20 protein-coding genes and 4 pseudogenes are annotated in these 19,997 nt (G+C 68.3%); 16 read left to right on the top strand and 8 right to left on the bottom strand.

Annotated features, from left to right (window positions below):
* Positions 1 to 129 precede the first annotated feature (129 nt).
* The 3 genes from FCH28_RS03630 to FCH28_RS03615 all read left to right on the top strand — a co-directional run bounded on the left by FCH28_RS03630 (position 130) and on the right by FCH28_RS03615 (position 2,761).
* Complete coding sequence (locus FCH28_RS03630; protein WP_136738146.1) at positions 130 to 1,032, top strand: aminoglycoside phosphotransferase family protein; 903 nt, start codon at positions 130 to 132, stop codon at positions 1,030 to 1,032.
* 571 nt (positions 1,033 to 1,603) lie between these two features.
* On the top strand, positions 1,604 to 2,197 hold the full coding sequence (locus FCH28_RS03620; RefSeq protein WP_136738144.1) for a DinB family protein: 594 nt from the start codon (positions 1,604 to 1,606) through the stop codon (positions 2,195 to 2,197).
* A gap of 291 nt (positions 2,198 to 2,488) precedes the next feature.
* A complete protein-coding gene (locus tag FCH28_RS03615) occupies positions 2,489 to 2,761 on the top strand; it encodes a Ku protein (RefSeq protein WP_136738143.1) in 273 nt (90 codons plus the stop codon).
* 43 nt (positions 2,762 to 2,804) lie between these two features.
* On the opposite strand, the gene FCH28_RS03610 is transcribed toward FCH28_RS03615, so the two are convergent.
* Positions 2,805 to 3,836, bottom strand: a complete 1,032-nt coding sequence (locus FCH28_RS03610; protein ID WP_136738142.1) for a helix-turn-helix transcriptional regulator — start codon at positions 3,834 to 3,836, stop codon at positions 2,805 to 2,807.
* A gap of 248 nt (positions 3,837 to 4,084) precedes the next feature.
* Between FCH28_RS03610 and FCH28_RS03605 the strand changes: the two genes are divergently transcribed.
* From FCH28_RS03605 to FCH28_RS37885, 3 genes are all read left to right on the top strand, one after another.
* Positions 4,085 to 4,513 carry a VOC family protein gene (locus FCH28_RS03605; protein ID WP_246102340.1) on the top strand — a complete coding sequence of 143 codons (429 nt, stop codon included), beginning with the start codon at positions 4,085 to 4,087 and terminating at the stop codon, positions 4,511 to 4,513.
* A gap of 151 nt (positions 4,514 to 4,664) precedes the next feature.
* Positions 4,665 to 4,988, top strand: coding sequence for a TfoX/Sxy family protein (locus tag FCH28_RS03600; protein ID WP_136738140.1), 324 nt, complete (start codon positions 4,665 to 4,667; stop codon positions 4,986 to 4,988).
* A 181-nt stretch (positions 4,989 to 5,169) separates the two neighbouring features.
* Positions 5,170 to 5,379 carry a Ku family protein gene (locus tag FCH28_RS37885; protein WP_169314005.1) on the top strand — a complete coding sequence of 70 codons (210 nt, stop codon included), beginning with the start codon at positions 5,170 to 5,172 and terminating at the stop codon, positions 5,377 to 5,379.
* Here FCH28_RS37885 and FCH28_RS39830 read toward each other — a convergent pair.
* Positions 5,339 to 5,495 (bottom strand): annotated as a pseudogene (locus FCH28_RS39830) (IS982 family transposase); the annotation flags it as partial. The gene FCH28_RS37885 and the pseudogene FCH28_RS39830 overlap by 41 nt on opposite strands.
* 236 nt (positions 5,496 to 5,731) lie before the next feature.
* Positions 5,732 to 5,821 (bottom strand): annotated as a pseudogene (locus FCH28_RS38930) (50S ribosomal protein L28); the annotation flags it as partial.
* 174 nt (positions 5,822 to 5,995) lie between these two features.
* On the opposite strand from FCH28_RS38930, the pseudogene FCH28_RS03590 reads away from it, so the two are divergent.
* The 3 genes and pseudogenes from FCH28_RS03590 to FCH28_RS03580 all read left to right on the top strand — a co-directional run bounded on the left by FCH28_RS03590 (position 5,996) and on the right by FCH28_RS03580 (position 9,219).
* A pseudogene (locus FCH28_RS03590) lies at positions 5,996 to 8,496 on the top strand (ATP-dependent Clp protease ATP-binding subunit).
* Between the two features lie 207 nt (positions 8,497 to 8,703).
* Complete coding sequence (locus FCH28_RS03585) at positions 8,704 to 8,913, top strand: hypothetical protein (protein ID WP_246102338.1); 210 nt, start codon at positions 8,704 to 8,706, stop codon at positions 8,911 to 8,913.
* A 21-nt stretch (positions 8,914 to 8,934) separates the two neighbouring features.
* On the top strand, positions 8,935 to 9,219 hold the full coding sequence (locus FCH28_RS03580) for a transposase (protein WP_246102336.1): 285 nt from the start codon (positions 8,935 to 8,937) through the stop codon (positions 9,217 to 9,219).
* A 191-nt stretch (positions 9,220 to 9,410) separates the two neighbouring features.
* Here FCH28_RS03580 and FCH28_RS03575 read toward each other — a convergent pair whose 3' ends face one another.
* A complete protein-coding gene (locus tag FCH28_RS03575; protein WP_136738361.1) occupies positions 9,411 to 10,043 on the bottom strand; it encodes a type III effector protein in 633 nt (210 codons plus the stop codon).
* 129 nt (positions 10,044 to 10,172) lie between these two features.
* On the opposite strand from FCH28_RS03575, the gene FCH28_RS03570 reads away from it, so the two are divergent.
* The 4 genes and pseudogenes from FCH28_RS03570 (at position 10,173) to FCH28_RS03555 (ending at position 11,677) form a co-directional block, all read left to right on the top strand.
* Positions 10,173 to 10,604 carry an Hsp20/alpha crystallin family protein gene (locus FCH28_RS03570; protein ID WP_136738138.1) on the top strand — a complete coding sequence of 144 codons (432 nt, stop codon included), beginning with the start codon at positions 10,173 to 10,175 and terminating at the stop codon, positions 10,602 to 10,604.
* 103 nt (positions 10,605 to 10,707) lie between these two features.
* Positions 10,708 to 11,103 (top strand): DUF2267 domain-containing protein, encoded by a 396-nt coding sequence (locus FCH28_RS03565; RefSeq protein WP_136738137.1) that lies wholly within the window; start codon positions 10,708 to 10,710, stop codon positions 11,101 to 11,103.
* 53 nt (positions 11,104 to 11,156) lie between these two features.
* Positions 11,157 to 11,261 (top strand): annotated as a pseudogene (locus FCH28_RS40005) (DUF2267 domain-containing protein); the annotation flags it as partial.
* Positions 11,262 to 11,266: 5 nt separating this feature from the next.
* Positions 11,267 to 11,677 carry an SDR family oxidoreductase gene (locus FCH28_RS03555; protein ID WP_425471874.1) on the top strand — a complete coding sequence of 137 codons (411 nt, stop codon included), beginning with the start codon at positions 11,267 to 11,269 and terminating at the stop codon, positions 11,675 to 11,677.
* Between the two features lie 143 nt (positions 11,678 to 11,820).
* On the opposite strand, the gene FCH28_RS03550 is transcribed toward FCH28_RS03555, so the two are convergent.
* A complete protein-coding gene (locus FCH28_RS03550) occupies positions 11,821 to 12,105 on the bottom strand; it encodes a hypothetical protein (RefSeq protein WP_136738136.1) in 285 nt (94 codons plus the stop codon).
* A gap of 1,214 nt (positions 12,106 to 13,319) precedes the next feature.
* Between FCH28_RS03550 and FCH28_RS03545 the strand changes: the two genes are divergently transcribed.
* On the top strand, positions 13,320 to 13,628 hold the full coding sequence (locus FCH28_RS03545; RefSeq protein WP_136738135.1) for a hypothetical protein: 309 nt from the start codon (positions 13,320 to 13,322) through the stop codon (positions 13,626 to 13,628).
* Between the two features lie 97 nt (positions 13,629 to 13,725).
* Here FCH28_RS03545 and FCH28_RS03540 read toward each other — a convergent pair whose 3' ends face one another.
* Positions 13,726 to 15,357 (bottom strand): TROVE domain-containing protein, encoded by a 1,632-nt coding sequence (locus tag FCH28_RS03540; RefSeq protein WP_136738134.1) that lies wholly within the window; start codon positions 15,355 to 15,357, stop codon positions 13,726 to 13,728.
* A 531-nt stretch (positions 15,358 to 15,888) separates the two neighbouring features.
* Positions 15,889 to 16,488: a PASTA domain-containing protein gene (locus tag FCH28_RS03535; RefSeq protein ID WP_136738133.1), complete on the bottom strand. Its 600-nt coding sequence runs from the start codon at positions 16,486 to 16,488 to the stop codon at positions 15,889 to 15,891.
* Between the two features lie 156 nt (positions 16,489 to 16,644).
* Between FCH28_RS03535 and FCH28_RS03530 the strand changes: the two genes are divergently transcribed.
* Complete coding sequence (locus tag FCH28_RS03530; RefSeq protein ID WP_342781561.1) at positions 16,645 to 17,109, top strand: VOC family protein; 465 nt, start codon at positions 16,645 to 16,647, stop codon at positions 17,107 to 17,109.
* Positions 17,110 to 18,075: 966 nt separating this feature from the next.
* Positions 18,076 to 18,789 carry a hypothetical protein gene (locus FCH28_RS03520; RefSeq protein ID WP_136738131.1) on the top strand — a complete coding sequence of 238 codons (714 nt, stop codon included), beginning with the start codon at positions 18,076 to 18,078 and terminating at the stop codon, positions 18,787 to 18,789.
* Positions 18,790 to 18,893: 104 nt separating this feature from the next.
* On the opposite strand, the gene FCH28_RS03515 is transcribed toward FCH28_RS03520, so the two are convergent.
* Complete coding sequence (locus FCH28_RS03515; RefSeq protein ID WP_425471864.1) at positions 18,894 to 19,772, bottom strand: chitinase; 879 nt, start codon at positions 19,770 to 19,772, stop codon at positions 18,894 to 18,896.
* Between the last annotated feature and the right edge of the window lie 225 nt (positions 19,773 to 19,997).

The following is a 19,997-nucleotide window of genomic DNA, read 5'->3' as shown; positions in this document are numbered from 1 at the left end:
TCGCCAGCGTCTTTGTTCATGAGCCGACGGTACGGCGTGCCCAGCCGTTTCGCGTTCTCGCTGGTCACTTCTCTGAACTCTGGAGCTCTTCCGCCCGCTCCGCCTGACGCCTCAGTACTGTGACTTCGCATGACCGAGACCGAGACCGAGATCGAGATCACCGCAGACCTGGTCCGCGACCTGCTGCAGGAGCAACATCCAGACCTGGTAGGGCTGGCCATCCGCGAGGTGGCGGGCGGCTGGGGCAACCAAATGTGGCGCCTCGGGGACGAGTTGGCCGTGCGCATGCAGCGGATGGACCCTACCCCGGCGCTCCAGCTCAAGGAGCGGCGGTGGCTACCCGTGCTGGCCCCGCGCCTGCCGCTCCCGGTGCCGACCCCGGTGCGGTTCGGCGAACCGTCCGAGCGCTTCCCCAAGCACTGGACCGTGATGACGTGGGTTCCTGGCGAGCCGCTGGACCACGGCTCGATCAGTCGCGGCGCCCACGCGGCCGACACGCTGGCGGGCTTCCTCCAGGCGCTCCATGTGGAGGCGCCCGCCGAGGCGCCGATCGCCACGGACCGCGGTGCCCATCCCAAGAACTGCACGGACGGCTTCGAGAACTTCTTCCAGGCGGTTGCCCCCGACGACATCGCTGCCGACGTCCGGGCCGTCTGGGACGACGCCGTTGCGGCCCCCGCGTGGGAGGGCCCGCCGGTGTGGGTGCACGGCGACCTCCATCCCGCGAACGTCGTCGTCTCGGACGGAACGCTCTCGGGCATCGTCGACTTCGGTGACCTGTTCGCCGGCGATCCGGCGTGGGACCTCGCCGCCGCATGGGTGCTGCTACCCGCGGGCACGGCCTCACGGTTCTTCGACATGTACGCGCATGCAGACGAGGCGGCGATCCGGCGCGCCCGCGGGCTGGCCGCTATGAAGAGCCTCTTCCTGATGCTCATGGGGCAGAACGGAGATCGCGGCCTTCCCGGCGGCAAACCGAACTGGGGACGTGCAGGCCGGGCGGCACTTGATCGTGTTCTGAAGGGCGTTTGACGCACGCTTCGCTGAACTTGGTCTCGGTCTTGGTTGATGGCCGTGCGGCAGCCCACCGTCGTGGGTTCATCGATTACTACGCGTGGTGGGGATGCCAAGGCCCACGACCGTATGCTGCCCGTGGCCCGATCGAGCTGGCGGAGCTTGCTTCTCCTCGGCGCCAGCCAGGCTGACCTGGAGACCTTCGACCTCGCCGAGCCAGCCTTCCGTCTCGGCTTCGACGATTCGGGCGATCAAGTTGTCGTGGATCTCGGCAAGCCGTGCCCGTTGGGCGGGGTCAGGTCGGAGGAGCGAGCATCTGACGCAAGCGTGCTCGTGGAGGCGGGCGGTGCCGTAGGCGCGGGCGCAGGTGCCGACGGCGAGCGATGAAGGCGCGGTGGGCTTCGATGGTCTCGGCGGGGTAGATGGCTAATGGTGGAGTCGGGTATGGGAACTGTCCGAATGCCTGCGCAACAGGGCTGCCGGGACGGCCGGTTCGCCGGTGTAGACGACCCAGTCGTCGGCTGATGCTTCCTGGGCAGCAGGCAAACTCACGCGAGCGCTGCCGGCAGGTGATGCGAGACTCGGCCCCATGAAGCCCAATGATCCTAAAGACGACCTGCACCGCTACCTCAAAGCAGCCCGCGAAGCCATCATCTGGAAGCTGGACGGACTGTCCGAGTACGACATCCGCCGCCCCCTGACGCCTACCGGCACCAACCTCCTCGGCCTCGTCAGGCACCTCGCCAGCGTCGAACTCGGGTACTTCGGCCCGACCTTCGGCCGCCCGCACAACGAATCCCTCCCCTGGCACGAGGAGGGCGCCGAGCCCAACTCGGACATGTGGGCACCCGCCGACGAGTCGCGCAAGGACGTTCTCAGCCTCTACCACCGCGCCTGGGCGCACGCGGACGCGACGATCGAGGCGCTACCGCTCGACGCGATGGGCCACGTCGCGTGGTGGGGCGACAACGGAGACGTGACCCTTCAGCGGATCATGCTGCACATGACGGCTGAGACGAACCGGCACGCCGGCCACGCCGACATCGTCCGCGAGCTGATCGACGGCAAGGTCGGTATGCGGGAGGACAACAGCAACATGGATGGCGGCGACGAGGTCTGGTACCAGGATTACTGGAACCGACTGGAGGCGTCCGCCAAGGAGGCTCAGGCCAAGCAGAGCTGAGGTCGTTCGGGCAGGTGTTTGCCTTGGTAACTCGTTGTTGCCTGCCTCCCCGCTCCCATCGCATATGGGTGCCGTCGGTTCTGGACGTTGATGACGCGAGGAGCTGTGTCATGACGGCGTCGTCCCTGGTGTTTCGCCCAGACGCTGATCGGGCGGCCGGGCTGGCCGCCAGGGAAGAGCCGGGGTGAATCTGTCCGGGCGAGAACGGCATGACTGCGGCGAACCGCGATCTGCTGAAGGGCCGGCTCAGCGACGGGGCCTGGCAGGTGGACCGGACCATCACCGAGGCGGATGCGGACCGCTCCGTCCGTCTCCTCGATGTGGTCGACGGTGAGTTGGGAGATCGCCGCGGACATCGCTGCGCTACCGCTGCCCACCAATCACGTCATCGACGCCGTCGGCTTCCTCGACGCCGACCAGGTGGACCCACTCATGTACTCCCGCCCCTATTGCCTCGCCGCTCAAGGGCCCATCTCCCAGCGACCGTATGCGCTGCTCACCGAGGCGCTTGCCTGCTCCGGCCGACTGGCCGTGTGCAAAGTCCCGATCAGATCGATTCTCTGAACCAAGGACTCTCATCGCTCGCCCGTCTTGGCCCTCGGGCTGTCTACTGCTTGTGCCTGGCGTCGAGCCCTGTGCGCTCGTTGTTCTGGTCGTCGTGTTCGGTGAGGGCGTGGGCGGCACGGAGCAGGCGGTGGCCGAGTTCTTCCAGGTAGGGGGCAAGTTCTGGGGTGCCGTGGATGCTCTGGGTGGGGCCGAGGTCGATGCCGAGGAGTTGTTCGGCGATGTGGTGGGGGTTGTCGGCAGCCAGGTCGAGGGTGCTGGTGGTCTCGTCGAGGGGGCGTACGCGGTCGGGGAGGGAGTGGGTGCGGGCGCGCGCGGTGGCGGCGTCGACGGGGACGGTGGCGTGGAAGGTGTAGCGGGCGGGGGCGGCGGCCAGGCGCGCGGCGACGTACGCGGCCGCGTCGGTGGCGGGCAGTTCACGGGGGCCGGCGCGGTGGCCGGTGGGGGTGGGGTCGGTGAGGCGGTCGACGCGGAAGAGCCGCCATTCGTCGTGGTCGGTGTCGTAGGCGACGAGGTACCAGACGGGTGCGGCGGCGACCAGGGCGTGCGGTTCGGCCCGGCGCCGGCCCGTGATGCCTTTCCCGGTCCGGTAGGTGAAGGTGGTGATCTCGTGGTCGCGGCAGGCTGCGGCCAGGGTGGCCAGGACGGTGGGGTCGGCCTCGGGCCCGGTGCTCCAGGGCACCGGGAGTGGGGCGGTGGCGGCCTGGAGCGTTGCGACCTGGTGGCGCAGTCGTTGCGGTAGCACCTGTTCGAGTTTGGCCAGGGCGCGGAGGGCGGTCTCCTCGATGCCGGTGACACCGCTGGTGGCGGTGCGCAGGGCGACGGCGATGGCGACGGCTTCCTCGTCGTCCAGGAGGAGTGGTGGCAGGTCGGTGCCGGCGGCCAGGCGGTAGCCGCCGGCGGTGCCGGTGGTGCCCTCGACGGGGTAGCCGAGATCGCGGAGCCGGTCGATGTCGCGGCGGATGGTGCGCAGGGTGACGCCGAGGCGTTCGGCGAGTTCGGTGCCGGACCAGGTGCGGCGTGTCTGGAGCAGGGAGAGCAGGCGCAGCATGCGGGCGGGCAGGTCCTGGGGCATGTTTCCAGGCTGTCAGGCATTGGTGACGTGAGCTGTCCTAAAGGGCTCCTATCGTCGGGAACGTCCGAGCGTCGAGGGGCCTCCTCGGTGTGACGGCAGGAGCCCCTTCCCACCCGTAGCGGTGGTCGATCAGGAGAGGCCGGACAGTTGCCCGCGCCCGCGGCTCCCGACACATGACACAGGCGCGCCCTCACTGAGTGTGAGTTCAGATGTGCCGCACAGAGACAGGAAAGATCATGATTACCGGAGTGAACACGACCGTGGTCTGGGTGCTGGACCAGGACTCGGCAAAGGCGTTCTTCACCGACAAGCTCGGCCTGGAGGCGCGTACGGACGTGCCGTTCGGTGAGGGCATGCGCTGGGTCACCGTTGGCGCCAAGGCCCAGCCGGAGGTGCAGATCTCCCTGATGGTCCCGAGCCCTCCGGTGATGGACCCCGAGTCCGCCCAGCAGCTCACTTCGCTGATCGAAAAGGGTGCCCTGATCGGCTGCACGTTCACCGTCGAGGACTGCCACGCGGCCGTCGCGGGCCTGTCCGCGCGGGGCGTGACCTTCCTTCAGGAGCCGCAGCCCAGGCCATGGGGCATCTCCGCGACCCTGCGCGACGACGCCGGAACCGTGTACGAGATCCTCCAGCCGCACCACCCGGGCCAGCAAGCAGCCGGCCAGAACCCCTGACCACAGCTGCCGCAGCAGCGCATCACGCCGGCAGCCGGGAGGACGAGGCCGCCCTCCCGGCTGCCGATGGCCCTCGGGTGGCCGCACCGGCGACCAGCAGAAACGATGACCACATCCAGCCCCTTCGGGTCCCTGACAACAGGGTGGAGTCATGGCATACGACGAAGTACTGGCGGAACGCGTCATGGAGCGGCTGGAGCCCGAGGGCGTGGTCGCGAAGAAGATGTTCAGCGGCCTGACCTTCCTCCTTCACGGAAACGCGCTGGCCAACCTGTACGACGAGGGCCTCATGGTGCGCGTCGGCAAGGAAAGGAACGACGAGGCCCTGGAGCGCCCCGGCGCCGCTCCCTTGGTGATTCGAGGCAGGGAACAAAGAGGCTGGGTCCTGCTGGCGGAGGAAACCCTCGACGACGACGTCCTGGACGACTGGCTGACATGGGCCATGGACGCCACCGCCGAGCTCCCGCCCAAGTGACCTGATCGGGGTTCACGCCCGGCGGCCGGGTGGCTGCTGGCACCACGGTGCAAAGTAGCGACCGGGGTCGCACGACGGCGGTCATGCGCTTGTCATCAGAGCTCGGAGCCCGACCTGCGTTGAGCCTGCCCGCGTCATCAACGTCCCGCGGACCGGTCCGCCGCGGCGCCAGGAGCTGCACATGGCCCGCATCCTGATGGACATCGCCGGCAAGGACTTCCGCCTGGAAGGCGAGCACGCCGCCTACCGAGCAGCCCTCGAACAGGTCGTCGCCGCCTGCCTCGAAGGCATCGAGCCACCGCGCACACCGGCCCCGGCCGAAGTCGATCCCATGGACTTGATGGCCGCACTGTGCGGCTTCGGTGCTGTTCGAGATCGAGTTGGCCCTTGAAGGTCTCGTTGACCGACTTCGATGACCTGCCGCAACGGCTTGAACAGCGACGCTCCGGGCCGCTCCGGCTCGCCTCTGCGGGCCGGGCGCAGCAGCCGGATGTCCTGCCCGGCCAGCGAGCCAGGAACCGAGCGCGATGCGACGAGCAACTGAGGGCTGCCCCTCTGGAAGACCGCCCGGTTTGGTGACTCCTTGCCCCCGTACGAGCGCGCCCGCAGCGGTCGTGGTTGCTGCCCCGGCACACTGCCGGCCCGTGATTCGGCCGAGTCACGGGCCGGCAGCGCATCCGCCCACGAGGGCGGACGATCAGTAGGTCGACTTCGTGACTCCAGGGAGGAATCCGGTGCGGGCTCCCCCTGGCGCGGATGCGAGCCGCGGCCGCCTCGACACCGATGCTGTCGATCGTCTTGATCGCCTTGATCGCCTTGGCGCTGAGCGTCACCGCCTGCCGCACCTCCTCGTGCCCGATCGCCTGTGGCATCTGCGGCTCTGCCCAGGACGCCCGTCACTCACCTGCTGCGTTCGCACGCCGGGACGACCCGGCGAAGAATGGCCGTGTACCGGCAATCCGACTACGGCAGGCTGCGCACAGCCGCTGTGCGGCCCGCCGGACGGGATGATCCTTGTGACAACTTCGCCCTTCGGGTCCGGCGACCCGTTCTCCGATCTCTTCAACCGCTTCTTCGGCATGAGTCCGGCAGCCTCGCCGCCGGCCGTGCAGCGCGTGCCCATCGGGCGACTGCTCAGTGATTCCTCGCACGAGCTGCTGGCGGCGGCCGGCGGCCGGGCGGCCGAGGACGGGTCCGATCTCGACACCGTGCACCTGCTGTGGGCCGCCACGCAGGTGCCGGCCTCCCGGCAGCTGCTGGAGCAGGCAGGCGCGGATCCGGACCAGCTGGCTGCGGACCTGCAGGAGAACCTTCCCACCGGCACCGGAACCGGCGACCCCGGGCTCACGCGAAGCGCGCTCTGCTTGCCGCCCACGCCCACTCCCAGGCGACCGGTGCCTCGTACATCGGTCCGGAGCACATCCTCGCCGCATTGCTGGACGATTCCAGCCTCGCCCGCACGCTGGGACCCGAGGGAGTCTCCTCCGGTTTGCTGAGTGGCGGCGAAGCCGGCCGGAAGGCGGCGTCGGGCGAGCACAGCGACACCCCGACCTTGGACGAGTACGGCCGGGACCTCACCGAGGAGGCCCGCAGCGGGCGTCTCGACCCGGTGATCGGCCGGGCGGAGGAGATCGAGCAGACCGTGGAGGTCCTTTCCCGGCGTACCAAGAACAACCCCGTGCTCATCGGTGATCCCGGCGTCGGCAAGACCGCCATCGTCGAAGGACTGGCGCAGCGGATCGTCGCCGAAGAGGTCCCGAAGGCCCTGCGCAACCGCCGCGTCGTGAGCCTCGACATGGCTGGTCTGGTGGCAGGGTCCAAGTACCGGGGAGAGTTCGAGGAGCGGCTGAAGAAGGTGATCGACGAGGTCACGGAGGCCGAGAGCGGCATCATCGTGTTCATCGACGAACTGCACACGGTCGTCGGCGCGGGCGGAGGCGGCGAGGGTGCCATGGACGCCGGCAACATTCTCAAGCCCGCGCTCGCCCGGGGCGACCTCAGCGTGGTCGGCGCCACCACCATCGACGAGTACCGCCGGTACATCGAGAAGGACGCCGCGCTCGAACGTCGCTTCCAGCCGGTCATGGTGCGCGAACCCACCGTCGAGGAGACGGTCGAGATCCTGAGCGGGCTTCGCGACTCCTACGAGGCCCACCACCAGGTGCGTTACACGGACGAGGCCCTGGACGCCGCGGCCGCCCTGTCCGACCGCTACATCACCGACCGGTTTCTGCCCGACAAGGCGATCGACCTCATGGACCAGGCAGGAGCACGCGTGGGACTGCGCGGCCTCGGTGCCCCGACCGGGACCGCGAGCCTCGAGGACCGCCTCACCAAGCTGCGCAGGGAGAAGGACGAGGCCGTCAGCACCGAGGACTACGAACGCGCCGCACAGCTCAAGGAGCAGATCCGGCAGGTGGAGCAGGAGCTCGCCGGCGCCGGCGGAGAGCGGGAAGAGGCCGGCAGTGTGACTGCCGAGGACATCGCCGATGTGCTCTCCGCGCGTACCGGCATTCCCGTCTCCCAGCTCACCGAGACCGAGCGCGAGCGGCTCACGAAGCTCGAAGAGGCCCTGCACGAGCGGGTGGTCGGCCAGGACGAGGCAGTCACCGCCGTGTCCCAGGCCGTGCGCCGCGGTCGGGCAGGCATGGGAGACCCCGAGCGACCCACCGGCAGCTTCCTCTTCCTCGGACCCACGGGAGTCGGCAAAACGGAACTGGCCAAGGCACTTGCGGAACTGCTCTTCGGAGACGCCGACCGGATGGTCCGCTTCGACATGAGCGAGTTCCAGGAGAAGCACACCGTCTCCCGGCTCGTCGGCTCCCCGCCCGGATACGTCGGCTACGAGGAGGCCGGACAACTCACCGAGGCGGTGCGCCGAAAGCCGTACAGCGTCGTGCTGTTCGACGAGGTCGAAAAAGCCCACCCGGACGTCTTCAACCTGCTGCTGCAGGTCCTGGACGACGGACGGCTCACCGACGCCCAGGGACGCACGATCGACTTCCGGCACACCGTGGTCATCATGACCAGCAACATCGCCTCCAAGCACATCCTGGACCACCAGGGGGCGGTCGAGGACATCAGGAATGACCTGATGGCCGAACTGCAGGCGCACTTCCGGCCCGAGTTCCTCAACCGCATCGACGAGATCGTCGTCTTCCACGCCCTGACCCGGGCGGACCTGGTGCGCATCGTCGACCTGTTGCTGGAACGCAGCCGGCGCAGGCTCCACGCCCAGCAGATCAACCTCGAGGTCACCGAGACCGCCAAGGAGTGGCTGGCCAACCGTGGCTACCAGCCCGAGTTCGGAGCCCGGCCGCTGCGCCGCACCATCCAGACGGAGCTCGACAACCGCCTTTCGAACATGCTGCTCAGCGGCTCGGTCAATCCGGACGACACCGTCATCGCCGATGTCAAGGACGGCGAGCTGGCACTGACCCTCGGTCCGGCGGCCGCCTCGGGCGGCGCGGACCAGCCGGAGCCGGACACCGCAAGTTCGGCGGAGTAGCCCATCCGAACTGGGATTTCTTTCATCATGAGGCGGGGGTGGAGAGCCTCGCCACCGCGTAGCGTTCGCGCTTCGACTACTCCCCGGGGCCGGACGGCCGACGACTGCGCAATCCAGCGGCTCTTCGTCCTGCGCGGCCTGTTGCCTGACGACGCCGGGAGCCGAGGCCGTGCAGTGAGAGTCGTGCAGTGAGATCAGTGCGACCCTGTGCTCAGGGTCGACGTCGGTGCGGACCGGGTTGCGCTCCGCCCGACGCGTGATGAGCTTCAGTGGGCGTCCGATGCCCCGGACTGCGACGAACTCCTGCTGACCCTGATGCTGATGCTGATGCTGAAGTCGTATCAGCGCATGGGGTGCTTCCCGAAGCTGGAGGACGTCCCGGCCATGGTGGTGGACTTCGTCCGGCGCCAGGTGTAGCTGCCGGAGGGCACGCTGTCGGTGTACCAGGCGGACAAGACCGCCAAGAACGATCGGAGCCTGGTCCGCAAGCGGGTCGGCGGGATGCCGCCGCGGCGTCAGCTGCTGGAGGAGGGCTGGACGATCGAGCCGGAGGACCTGGAACACATCTCGCCGTACCTGACCGAGCACATCAACCGGCTCGGCGAGTACAGCACGCACGAGCTGGGCATCCGGCCGCAGTCGTACGACCCGAAACTGGACGTGGACTTCACCCCGCTGCGCGAGGCGGACCCGGCCGCGGCCGGCTTCGGTCAGGCCGCCTGAAAGGCCGGGGCCGGTCCGCAGCCTGGCACGAACCGGTGCCTCGACACCTTGGCCACCCCTCGCCCAGGCCCTGCTCCGTGAGGGAGCGGGCCAGGTGGGCCCGCAGGCCTCGGCCGCGTCAGTCTCCAGGTCTGCTCGTTCGCCCGGGGGCGGAGGCTGACCGGGCTGCTGTTGCGGTGCGCCGGGCGGGGTCAGGAGGGTGTGAGGGTATCGAGCCGGGCGGCGAGGCCGGGGTGGGCGGCGGCCAGGTGGGGGCGGGTGGCGGCCAGGGGGGCGATGAGGGCGGCGGGGTCGTCGTGGGCGAGGGCCGCGTGGAGTTCGCTGAGCGGGCGGCGGGCGGCGGGGGGAAGGTCGGTGAGTGCGGTGATCTGGCCGGCGAGGCGGCGCAGGTCTGCCGCGTTGCGGCGGGCCCAGGCGGCGGCGGTGCGGTCGGCGGCCCGTGCCTGGCGGGTGGCCGTCACGCGCTCTTCGCCGGTGGTCCCGGCGGGGCCGGGACGGCCGCGCAGGTAGCGACGCTCGGCGGCCTGGCGGCTGGCGACGCCGAGGGGGTGGGCGAGGTCGGCCCAGCTGGCTCCCGCGTCGCGGGCCGTTTCGATCAGGCCGGTCTCCCATCCGGCGAGCCGCTCACGTACCTGCCGCAGCAGCATCAGGGAGGCCAGCGCCTGCTCCGGCCCGGGACCGACAGCATCGGGGATGTTCTTGGCCCCTTGCTGGGCGTCGCGTAGGGCATCGTCTATGGCAGCAAGGGCCGCCGCGGCGGCGAGGAACGACGCCGGGCTGTGGGCGTCGGTGCGGGACAGGGACGGCTGCTCGGCCGGGGTCACGGGCACCTCCCTCGGGCTTGTCATCAGGAAGACGACATCGTGTTTGTCATCCATTGGATGACATGTTACAACGGTTTCAGTGAGGCGCATTGGCAGCAACTGCCTGAACCTGCTGGAGGTGTTTTCACGATGTTGATGCGCACTGACCCCTTCCGTGAGCTGGACCGGCTGGCGCAGCAGCTGATGGGCCCGGGTACCTGGTCGAGGCCGTCGGTGATGCCGATGGACGCCTACCGCGAGGGCGACCAGTACGTGGTGGCCTTCGACCTTCCCGGCGTCGCCGCAGACGCGATCGACATCGACGTCGAGCGGAACATGCTCACCGTCAAGGCCGAGCGCCGGCCGGTCGCGAAGGCCGACGACGTGCAGATGGAACTCTCCGAGCGGCCGCTGGGCGTCTTCTCCCGCCAGATCGCGCTCGCCGACACCCTCGACACCGAGCACATCAAGGCCGACTACGACGCGGGCGTGCTCACCCTGCGCATCCCGATCGCCGAGCGCGCCAAGCCCCGCAAGATCTCCATCGGCGTCGGATCCGGCCACAAGGAGATCTCCGGCTGACACCAGCCGGGACAGGTGCGGAGGACGGGCACCTGATCTCCCCCTCACCCCGTCCTCCGCACCCCGTGGGCAGCCCGAAGAACAAGAAGGGGTGGCGGCCGAGATGACTCTGCGACGCGAAGCGTTCCTCGACCACGTCAAGGAACGAGGCGAGTACGGCACTGTAGAGGAAGCCGAGCGCGCGGCCCGCGTAGTGCTCGCCCTGCTCGGCGCCCACTTGGTCGGCGAAGTCCGCGCCCAACTCGCAGCCCGCCTGCCGGAGGAATTCGCCCTGATCCTGCTCAACCCGCTGCAGAGCGCCGAACCGCTGCCGACGGAGCGGTTCGTCCGGGCGACCGCAGCCTGGATCGAGGGCGCCACCGAGCAGACCGCGACCTGGGACGTGAGCGCCGTCCTCTCAACAGTCGCCGACACCGCCGGCGACGACCTGATGGGGCAGATCCTGCTCCAGCTCCCCGCCGGCTACGACCTCCTCTTCGGCCGCCCCCAGCCCACCTGACCCCTACCTCGGTGCCACACACCCGCACCGCTCCACGAAAGGCATGCACCGCAGTGATCACCGACGTGCGCGTACCGTCCGAGCAGCAGCAGCAGCCGTACGGGACGGCGTACGAGCAGATGCTGGAGAAGGTCCGCTACGAAGGCGCCCGTGGCACGCCAATCTGACCCAAAACCTGCTCACTGCTGTACTGACCACTGCCTCAGTTCGGGACAAGCTCGCCTCGGGCAGCTCCATCATCAGCATCGGCTCGATCGGCGCCGAACGCCGAGGCGGCTCTTATGGCGCGGCGAAAGCAGCACTGGCCGCCTGGAATGCCTCGCTGTCCGGCGAACTCGGCCCTCACGGCATCACCAGCAACGTCATCTCCGCGGGATACATCGCCGACACCAACTTCTTCCGCGGCCAGCTGACTGACGAGCGCCACAACGCGCTCGTTGAGGAGACGCACAACAAGCGCCCAGGCACGGTTGAAGAAATCGCCGAGACGGCATACTTCCTTGCCTCACCGGGCGCCCGGCACATCACCGGCCAGACCTTTCACGTCAACGGCGGGGCTTTCACCACGCGGTGATACCTCTCGGCCTCGAACGGCTGCCCCGAACGCGAAGATCCTCGCCCGATTGGGTGGGGCTTTCGCATCGGTCGCTGATCCACCAGCAGTGTCCAGCGGCGGTTCCCGGCGTCAGGGTTCGGTTGCTCACGGGCGGTGGCCTGTCACGCGGAAGCCACGACCTCCCCGGCCGTGACCTGGGGAGGGTTGGGGAGCAGTGACGCAAGGTTGTCCCGCACGAAGTCGGCGGCTTTCGAAATCGATTCTTCGGCGCCGGCTTGGTCTTGGAAGATGCTGGTGGAGATCATCACTCCGTCTCCGGCGTCGATCCAGTAGTAGGCGACGAATCCGGGGGTTTGGCGCATGAGGGGGAGGAATCCTTCGCTGACGCGGCGCGTCGCCTCGGTGGGGTCGGTGACTCCTTCGTATCGCCGGATTGCTGCGTACATGACCGTTCTCCTCGCGGGTTCCGGGCGGCGTTTGCTTGGTGCGGTACCCGTGCGGCGGCTGCTTGGCTTGTGAGGAGGCTGCCGATCACCTGAAGGGCTGCCTTGGGGTGATCCAAACGGGCGCGGTTCCTGTTCTGCCGCGCAGTGGCCGGCGCGGTCCCTGCACGAGGAGGCGCTGGCTGCCTGACTGTGGACGCAGCGAAGAGCCCCACCCGCCTCCGGGTGGGGCTTCTGCGTTCGTCGGTACCGGCGTTCACCGCGGTCATGGACAGGTTCCGGCCACGGGCTGACGACCTTCCGATTGTTTTCAGACAGCCTGGAGACGGTTAGTCATTTCGGCACGGCGAGGTGAAAGTAGCCGCGGAGGCGCCATAGCAGGGAATTCGAGATCGCAGGGCCGCAGGCCAGGAACCTGGGAATTATCGAAAAAATGCAGGCGGAATTTGTTAAGGCGTCACTCGAATGGGTTAACACCTTCACCGTCGAAGCGCTTGTTGAGTGCCCGTCAGCGACACCCGCCATGCTCTATGTTTCTCGGCATGTCGGGCCGTGGGGCGGTCGCCTAGTCGCCGCATGCAGAAGGCCGGGCGCCTCAACGCCCGGCCAGCCCAACCAGCAGGTTGCCCCCTGCTGATCAGTAGAGATCCACACGTGATTGAGGATAGCTCTGTCATGAGAGTACTCGGAGAACCGGGAATGAGTCTTGAGTCTGACGAGCCGTTTGGTGGGATACCGCGGTGGCGGCTCAGCTATGGGCGTCGGGGGTTGGAGTTGAAGGCTGGAAGTCATCTTCAGCTGCTGATGTCGCCGGTGCTGTTGGCATGGCTGGCGGGGGCCGTCTCGGGCTTCGTGCTAGCTCGCCGGCTGAAGTAACCGCGCGCGAATCTGCCCCGCCCTCCCTGGGCGGGGCTTCATCGTGCGCTCTTCGCAGCGACCGGGTCCGGGCTGACTCGGACGGCTGAGGAGGCGCGGACCCGGTGGGCGCGGGCACTGTATTGCCGGCAGTGTCCGGCGCGGTTCTTGCGCGAGGATGCGCTGGCGGTCTGAGGGGGGAGCTGAGCAGTCCTGCCCGGTCGTGGGCTACGGCGATGCCCCGCCTGCGTCGGGCGGGGCATCGTTTTGGCGACGAATACCGTGCTAGATCGTTTAGTGATCGTTTAGTGATCCTCGGCAGAATGCAGGGTGCCGAAAAGGAATCCTACCGAGGGGATGTTATGGCCAAGTTGTATTTGGACTCGCTCACGTGTGTCACGACCGAGGACTGGACGGACACCGATGAGCCGAAGATCGTTCTAGAGGGCAAAGGGACTGTCTGGCGTGGAAAGGTGCTGGACGGCCAGACCTACAGCGTCGACTACGCGTGCAGCTTCACGGGAAGGATTGGTGTCATCCTCATCGAGGTAGACGACCCAGACCCGGATGACGTGCTCGGGTACAAGCGGATTACGGACACGCCTGGCACACGCACCCTGCATTTCAACGCCTCTGGCGCTGAGTATGTGCTGACGTATGCCGTGGAGTAGGTAGCGCGAACTGCACCAGTCCGAGGCAGACGCCCCGCCGGGCCCGGCGAGGGTTTCCCAGTGGGGGTGGGTGTGGACCTGGGCGGCGAGGTCCCCTCTACTCCTGCCAGGGCCATTTGGCCTCGCGTCCCGCCTCCAGCAGCGGCACCAGACGGAAGGCCTGGTCGGTCAGGCCGCCGAACGCATGGCGATTCGCGCCGCCGGACGGGGCCGCGCCGGCCCGATAGCCCGCCATATTCCACATGTACACCGGCACATGCCGCGGAATGAGGTCGTCGATCTGCGTCTCCGGCATTCCGCCCCAGTGGCCGTGACAGTTCGACGGCAGCCAGCCGGGGCGGGTCTGCTCGTCCGTGACGACCACCACCCGGTCATGCGCGGCGTAGTGCTTCTTCACCGCGGACGGGATGTCCGTACCGTCGATCCGCTCGAAACTCTCGATCAGCCGGAGCGTGCTCGCTCCCTTCGGTACGTCGATTCGGCGGCTGCGCATGCCGAATTCGACGAGTGTGGGCGCCTCCGCCCGCACGGCCAGCGCGGCGCCGAAGACCGCGGCCTGTTCGGCGAGGGAGATGTCCGAGCGGTTCGGGGTCGAGAAGGCGTAGCCGGGGAACATCGACGGCGAGCGGTCCACCAGGATCAGCGTGCGCCCCGGCAGCCGCGGCACGTTGCTCAGCGAGTGGCCCAGCGCCTGTTCCAGGGCGTGGCCCCAGCGCAGTGACGGGGCGTGCTTGTACGCCGCCCAGAACCGGAACGGGAACATCCGCGAGCGGGCGACCTCGTCGGGGTCGGCGAGGCGCGCGGCTATTCGGGCGGCGACCGTATCGCTGACGCCGGCCTCGTCGAAGTTGCGGAGGTTGCGCACCAGCGCCATCAGCCCCATGGACGGGATGACGGCCTCCCATGCCGCCTTGTCCATCGGCCCCTGCAGCCAGCCCGCGAGCGCCTCCCAGGTCATCCCCGCGCCGCGCAGGAACTCGGCGGCGTCCGGCCGCTTCAGCAGCGCGGGCCGCTGCTCGATCGGCCAGTCGGCGATCATGGCGCGCGTCCGCAGCAGTTCGAGCGTGGCCGGCGGCTCGCCGCCGCGGCCGTGGCGGCGGTCGATGGCGTGCTTGAACAGGTCGCCCTGCCATGCCGCGGCGGGCGAGGGGTGGACCAGCTCGATCACATCACCGAAGCGGAAGGCGTGGCCCGCGGTGTCGTACTTCAGAAGGGCACGCTCGGTGTAGAGGCTGCCGAGGGCGTCCTCGATTCCGCGCTTGACGGGCTTCGGTATCCGCCGCCCGTACTGGCCCATCCAGTACGCGAGGAGTTCGCCGGGCTCGTCCGGGCGCTTCAGTACGGAGGCGATGACGGCGCGGTTCGTCACGGTGGCGTGCGGGGGCGTGACCGCACCGTCGAGGCGGGCCTTGACGAACTCGGCCGCTCCGACGATCGCGGCGGTGCGCATATTGCCGGGGCCGCGCAGCCAGCCCAGCAGGCCGGCGGTCCAGTCTCCGTCCTCGACTGCGAGCTGCCGGATGAGCTGGGTGTAGCGGTCGTCCCGGTCGCCGCCCGCTTCGTAAAAGCTGTCCGTGCCGACCATGTTGGCGACCGCGAGGAGGAAGAGCTCCGACTTGGCATCGCGCAGATGACCGGTCGCGCCCTCGTGGGTGGCGGCCCGCTCTCCGGTCGTGGTGACGGGCGAGCCGGCCGACGGACGGGCCTTACGGGTGTTGAAGCGGGCCATGAAAGAGAATCCCCTCACTTGGAGGGGAGGCGTCAGCATAGGGGTGCCCGAGATCAATTTAGGCAACGGAGACAAATCGTTCTGGGCCGCTGAACTACCTCCGGACTCATGAACCCATGAACCGGAGACCGGGATTCGAACCCGGGTCTCTCTCTTGACAGGAGAAGTATCCGTTTCCTGCGCACCGGGCACCCCGATGCTGTGCCTCCCGAGATCAGAATCGGCTCCGGGTCGGTTTCTGAAAGGAAGGAACCGGGGCCTGCGCACCGGGAGGTGCAAGCAAGAACTTGTGGCTTGACAGTACAACAGCCCTCCGCCCCCTGCGATCTGATTTATGGTTCGTGAACCGACTCCCGGGCTGGGTCAGCTCGGTGCCGACTTCCCAGGTCAACTCCTCGTACAGCCCCCAAGACCAACCCTCAGGCCGACACCTCAGGCCAACTCCTCAAGCCGAATCCTCAGGCCGAAGCCCCAAGAAAACTCCAAGCTGCCCTCCCCGGGCCGACTTTCCGGCGGCACAGCCACGTCCCGTCAGTCGCACTTCTCGCCGAACTTGACCGCCTGGAACGCTACGGGCTGCCCGTCGTACTTCGTGCCGGCGGCGGGACTCTGCGAGCAGACCCGCCAATTGGACTCCATGACGATGAAGCGCCGCTGCCCTGTGGCGTCCTTGACGGCGATGCTCGTGTTGAAGTCCATCGCTTTCCGCGCGACTTTCACAGATTTCCCCCTCAGGTCCGGCATCACGCTGCCTGCCTTTGGCGGCGCCTGAGTTCCCGCGTCCTTGCCGGGGCAGGACTCTTCGACCTTCACCGCGCCGAATTCGACGGTTATGTTCGTGTCACGTCTTCCGGGGCCGGGCTTCTGCGTGCACACCTTCCAGTTGCGGTCGAATGCCTGCATACGTCCGCGGCCGCGCGCGTCATGGCTGCCGAGCCGGTGGAAACCCGCCGACTGCGCCTTGTCCTGAGCCGTCTGCAGGCCCTTGCCGACGAGATCGGGCAGAGCCGCCGTCTCCCTTCCACTGGCCCCGTCGGCGGACGGGGAGGCCGCCGGCTCACATGCGGCGAGACCGAGACAACAGGCGGCGACGGAGGCGGCGAGGGCGGTGACGGCGATGGTGCGGAGCATGGTCCCCCCAACTCGGTGTCATGGATCCCCCCCAGCTCGGTGTGATGGCGGAGGTGGTGCTCCGCCCCCGCGCGCTGTCACGGGGGCGGAGCGGGGTCCGAGAAGCGCCAGCAGCTCGGATAGTGACAAGAACCACGGTACGGGCGACCACTGACAATGGCGCCCGACGGCGTCGTGCGGCAGTGTGCAGCAGCGATCCTGCCGAACGGCGATCGTTACATGACGGCGATGAGGGGAGACCTTGTGTCGGGGAGTCCGCGGTTTTCACTGGCGACGGTGGTCCTGGATTGTCCCGACGCGCATGCGCTCGCGGACTTCTACCGGCTGCTGCTGGGGTGGGAGGTGAAACTGAGCGAACCGGACTGGGTGCTGCTCAGATGCCCGGACGGCGGTGTCGGGCTCTCCTTCCAGTCCGAGCCGGGATATCGACGTCCGGTGTGGCCGGAACGGCCCGAGGAGCAGCAGAAGATGCTGCATCTGGACATCCGCGTCGACGACCTCGCGAAAGCCGGTGCGTATGCGGTCGAGTTGGGAGCAACGCGGGCAGCGTTCCAGCCGCAGGACGACGTCTGCGTCTTCTTCGATCCGGCCGGCCATCCGTTCTGTCTGTTCCTCCATTGATGGGCGGTGGACGCGGCACGGGTTCCGCGTGGCATCTGCCCTGTAACGGCACAGGTTGACGCCCTGTTCACAGCTCGCAGACGGCGGCGCGTACGGGGGCGTACAGTGGCATACAGCCGCTGGCGTACGCGGAGCGTGTGGGACTGGACACATGCGGACAGCGCTGCGCAGCCGGAGTGTCGGTGGTCGTCGCTGGTCAGTGAGTTGAGGCACTGGAAGGCGGACGGGCGGTATGCGTGCCACGGGCGTACGCCGGGCGCACGGGGTGATGCATTGTCAGTGACTGCCCCTAACATGTCTCACATGTCCCCAACTCCTCCTCCTTCTACGGGTGCGCCCGTTCCTGCGGCCGACGCGAATGAATCGATACGGCGTTTTGTGTGCGCCCGTGGCGGCCGGGCGTGGACAGCGCAGGACATGGCGGACTACGCGGTGCTGCTGGAGATCTGGACACTGGCGGTGCGCGCGGAGGTCATTGAGGCGGCGTAACCGCCGACCGCATGTCCTGTTTTGACGATGAAGGCCCTGCCGGTCCCCCGCATGAGCGGGTGGACCGGCAGGGCCTTCGGATGTCCAGAGATCACAGCGGCTGGGGAACGTGGTGCTCTGCCAACTGAGCTACGCCGACCCGAAGTCGACGACGGGACTCGAACCCGCGACCGCCCCATTAAGAGTGGAAGTAACCCCGTCCTTCGCACCTGGACTCGTTCACCGTAGCCAGCGGCGTGCGATGCGGCATCCGGATTTACGGTCCGGAGGACCCTGGGATGCCCCGTTGGGGCGGCCGTGGCGACCGGTCTCGCTCCCATGGGCGCAAGCCGGCGGCGGCGTCACCGGCACGTTAGCGCGGCGTTAGTCGATCATCAGCGGCCCCGGCCAAGCTGATCATGTACCGCTCACGGAGATGGTGCAGCCAACGAACGCCACACAGAGCCGCTGTGCCGCAGCGGCCCACAAGGGGGATCCATGACCTGGAACAAGGCCGCCACCAGCGCCCAGGCCGATGCCAATGCAAGTGTCGACGCAGGTGTCGGCACTGGGGCCAACGCCAGTGCCAGCACCGCCCGTTCCGGCTTCCGGCGCGGACGCCGGGTCGCTGCGGCCTCGCTGATCGCCGTGGCCGCGCTCTCGCTCACCGCCTGTCAGGGTGGCGAGGACGGCAAGGACGGCGCCAAGGCGAGCAAGGTCGTATCGAGCCCGGACGCGGCGGACAAGGGGTCGTCGTCCGGCGGAGCGTCGGTGGCGCCGGGCAAGAACGAGACCGGGAACGGGAACGAGAAGGGGAGCCGGACCGGGGCCGGGAACGGGAGCGGCGGCGGCGGCGAAATCGGGAGCACGGACCAGGGCGGCAGCGCCGGCAGCGGCACCACGGCGGGCCAAGGCAAGGGCGTGAGCGGCACGTTCAACGGCACTCTCAACTACCTGGCACCCGGCAAGCTGACGGTGCGGCCGAAGTCCGGCACGGAGCAGGCGTTCTTCGTCAGCACGCAGACGAAAACCCTGGGCGCCGCCGGAATCTGCTCGTCCAAGGGCAACGTCACAGCGGACGGCAGCGGTTACGGAACCTCGCCGTGCACCGAGGCACAGTTGGAGAAGGCGGCCAAGATGAACTCCATCGAGGTCCGGGTCACCCTCCAGAGCGGTGTCGCCACAAAGATCGTGGAGCGCTACCACCAGTGACCGCGAGGTTCGCGGCTCGCCCCCAGATCAGCTGCCGTCGCGGGCTTCCCCCCGGCCGCGACGGCAGCGCCCCGCCCCCACATCCCCGTACAACACCCCGGCTCTCACCCCCCGTACTTGACCACCACCTTGGTGTACGCATACGGCTCCTGGGACACCCCGCTGCAGCTGTCGCCGTCGCTGCCGGGACCGCACGGGCGGTCCCGGTTGACCGACCAGAACGCGAAACGGGCGATGTGGTGCTGCTGCGCGTAGGCCAGGATCGTACGGAAGTCGGCGAGGGTGACCGTCTCATCCGCCTGGTCGGTCTTGCCGTTCATCGACGAGACCCCGATGTGGCGGTAGGCGTCCGCGTCGCTTGATCCGTACGCGCTCTTGACGACGGACTTGAGGCCTTCGAGCGCGCTGACCGTGGCCTTGCCCATGGTGCCGCTGTGGCCACCGAAGTCGAACGGCATGACGATCCAGCCGTCGTTGTCGAGGCCGGCCGCCGCCCCCTTCTTGATGAGGTCCTTGCCGTTGGCGTCGGGGCCGTCCGGGGTGGTGCCCATGGTGACGTAGGTGATGATGCCGGGGTTCCTGGTCTTGACGATCTTCAGGGCGTCGATGACGCGCTTGCGGACCGTGGGGTTGCTGAATTCGGTGTTCTCGATGTCGATATCGAGGGCCTTGAGGCGGTAGGCGTCGATCACCTTCTGGTACGCCCCGGCGAGTGCGGAGGCGCTGCCGCATTTCTCGCCGAGCTTGGCGCCGCTCCAGCCGCCGGCCGAGATCACCACATCGCCGCCTTTGGCGCGGATGGCCTTGATCGCCGACTCGTCGATGCCGCCGGTCAGCGCCCGATCCCCATCCCACTTCGGGTTGCAGCCGCCGTCGGAGAGGATGAACGCCAGCGTGAACCACTTGGTCCCGGTCGCCGCCATCACGGCGGCGGGATTCTGCGGATTGCCCCAGCCCAGGTATTCGTAGGGCGCTGCGGCCATGGGGACGGCGGCCCGGTGCGGGGGCGCACCGCTTGTCCTCGCGGCCCCAGCGGTTCCGGTTTCTCGGGCAGCAACTCCCGCTTTCCCGGCAGCGGTTCCGGCTTTTCCGACAGCAGTTCCGGCTCCTCCGACAGCTCCGGCTATGCCACCGCCCGTGCCGAGCAGCACGGCGAGAACGGCGATCGAGGCGGTTCGCAGGGATCGTAATGAAAGTCCTGAACGTGC

The sequence above is a fragment of the Streptomyces piniterrae genome (genome assembly GCF_005048155.1).
GTDB classification, from domain to species: Bacteria; Actinomycetota; Actinomycetes; order Streptomycetales; family Streptomycetaceae; genus Streptomyces; species Streptomyces piniterrae.
The sequence above is the reverse complement of the archived record's forward strand: the minus strand, read 5'-3'. Positions and strand labels throughout refer to the sequence as shown.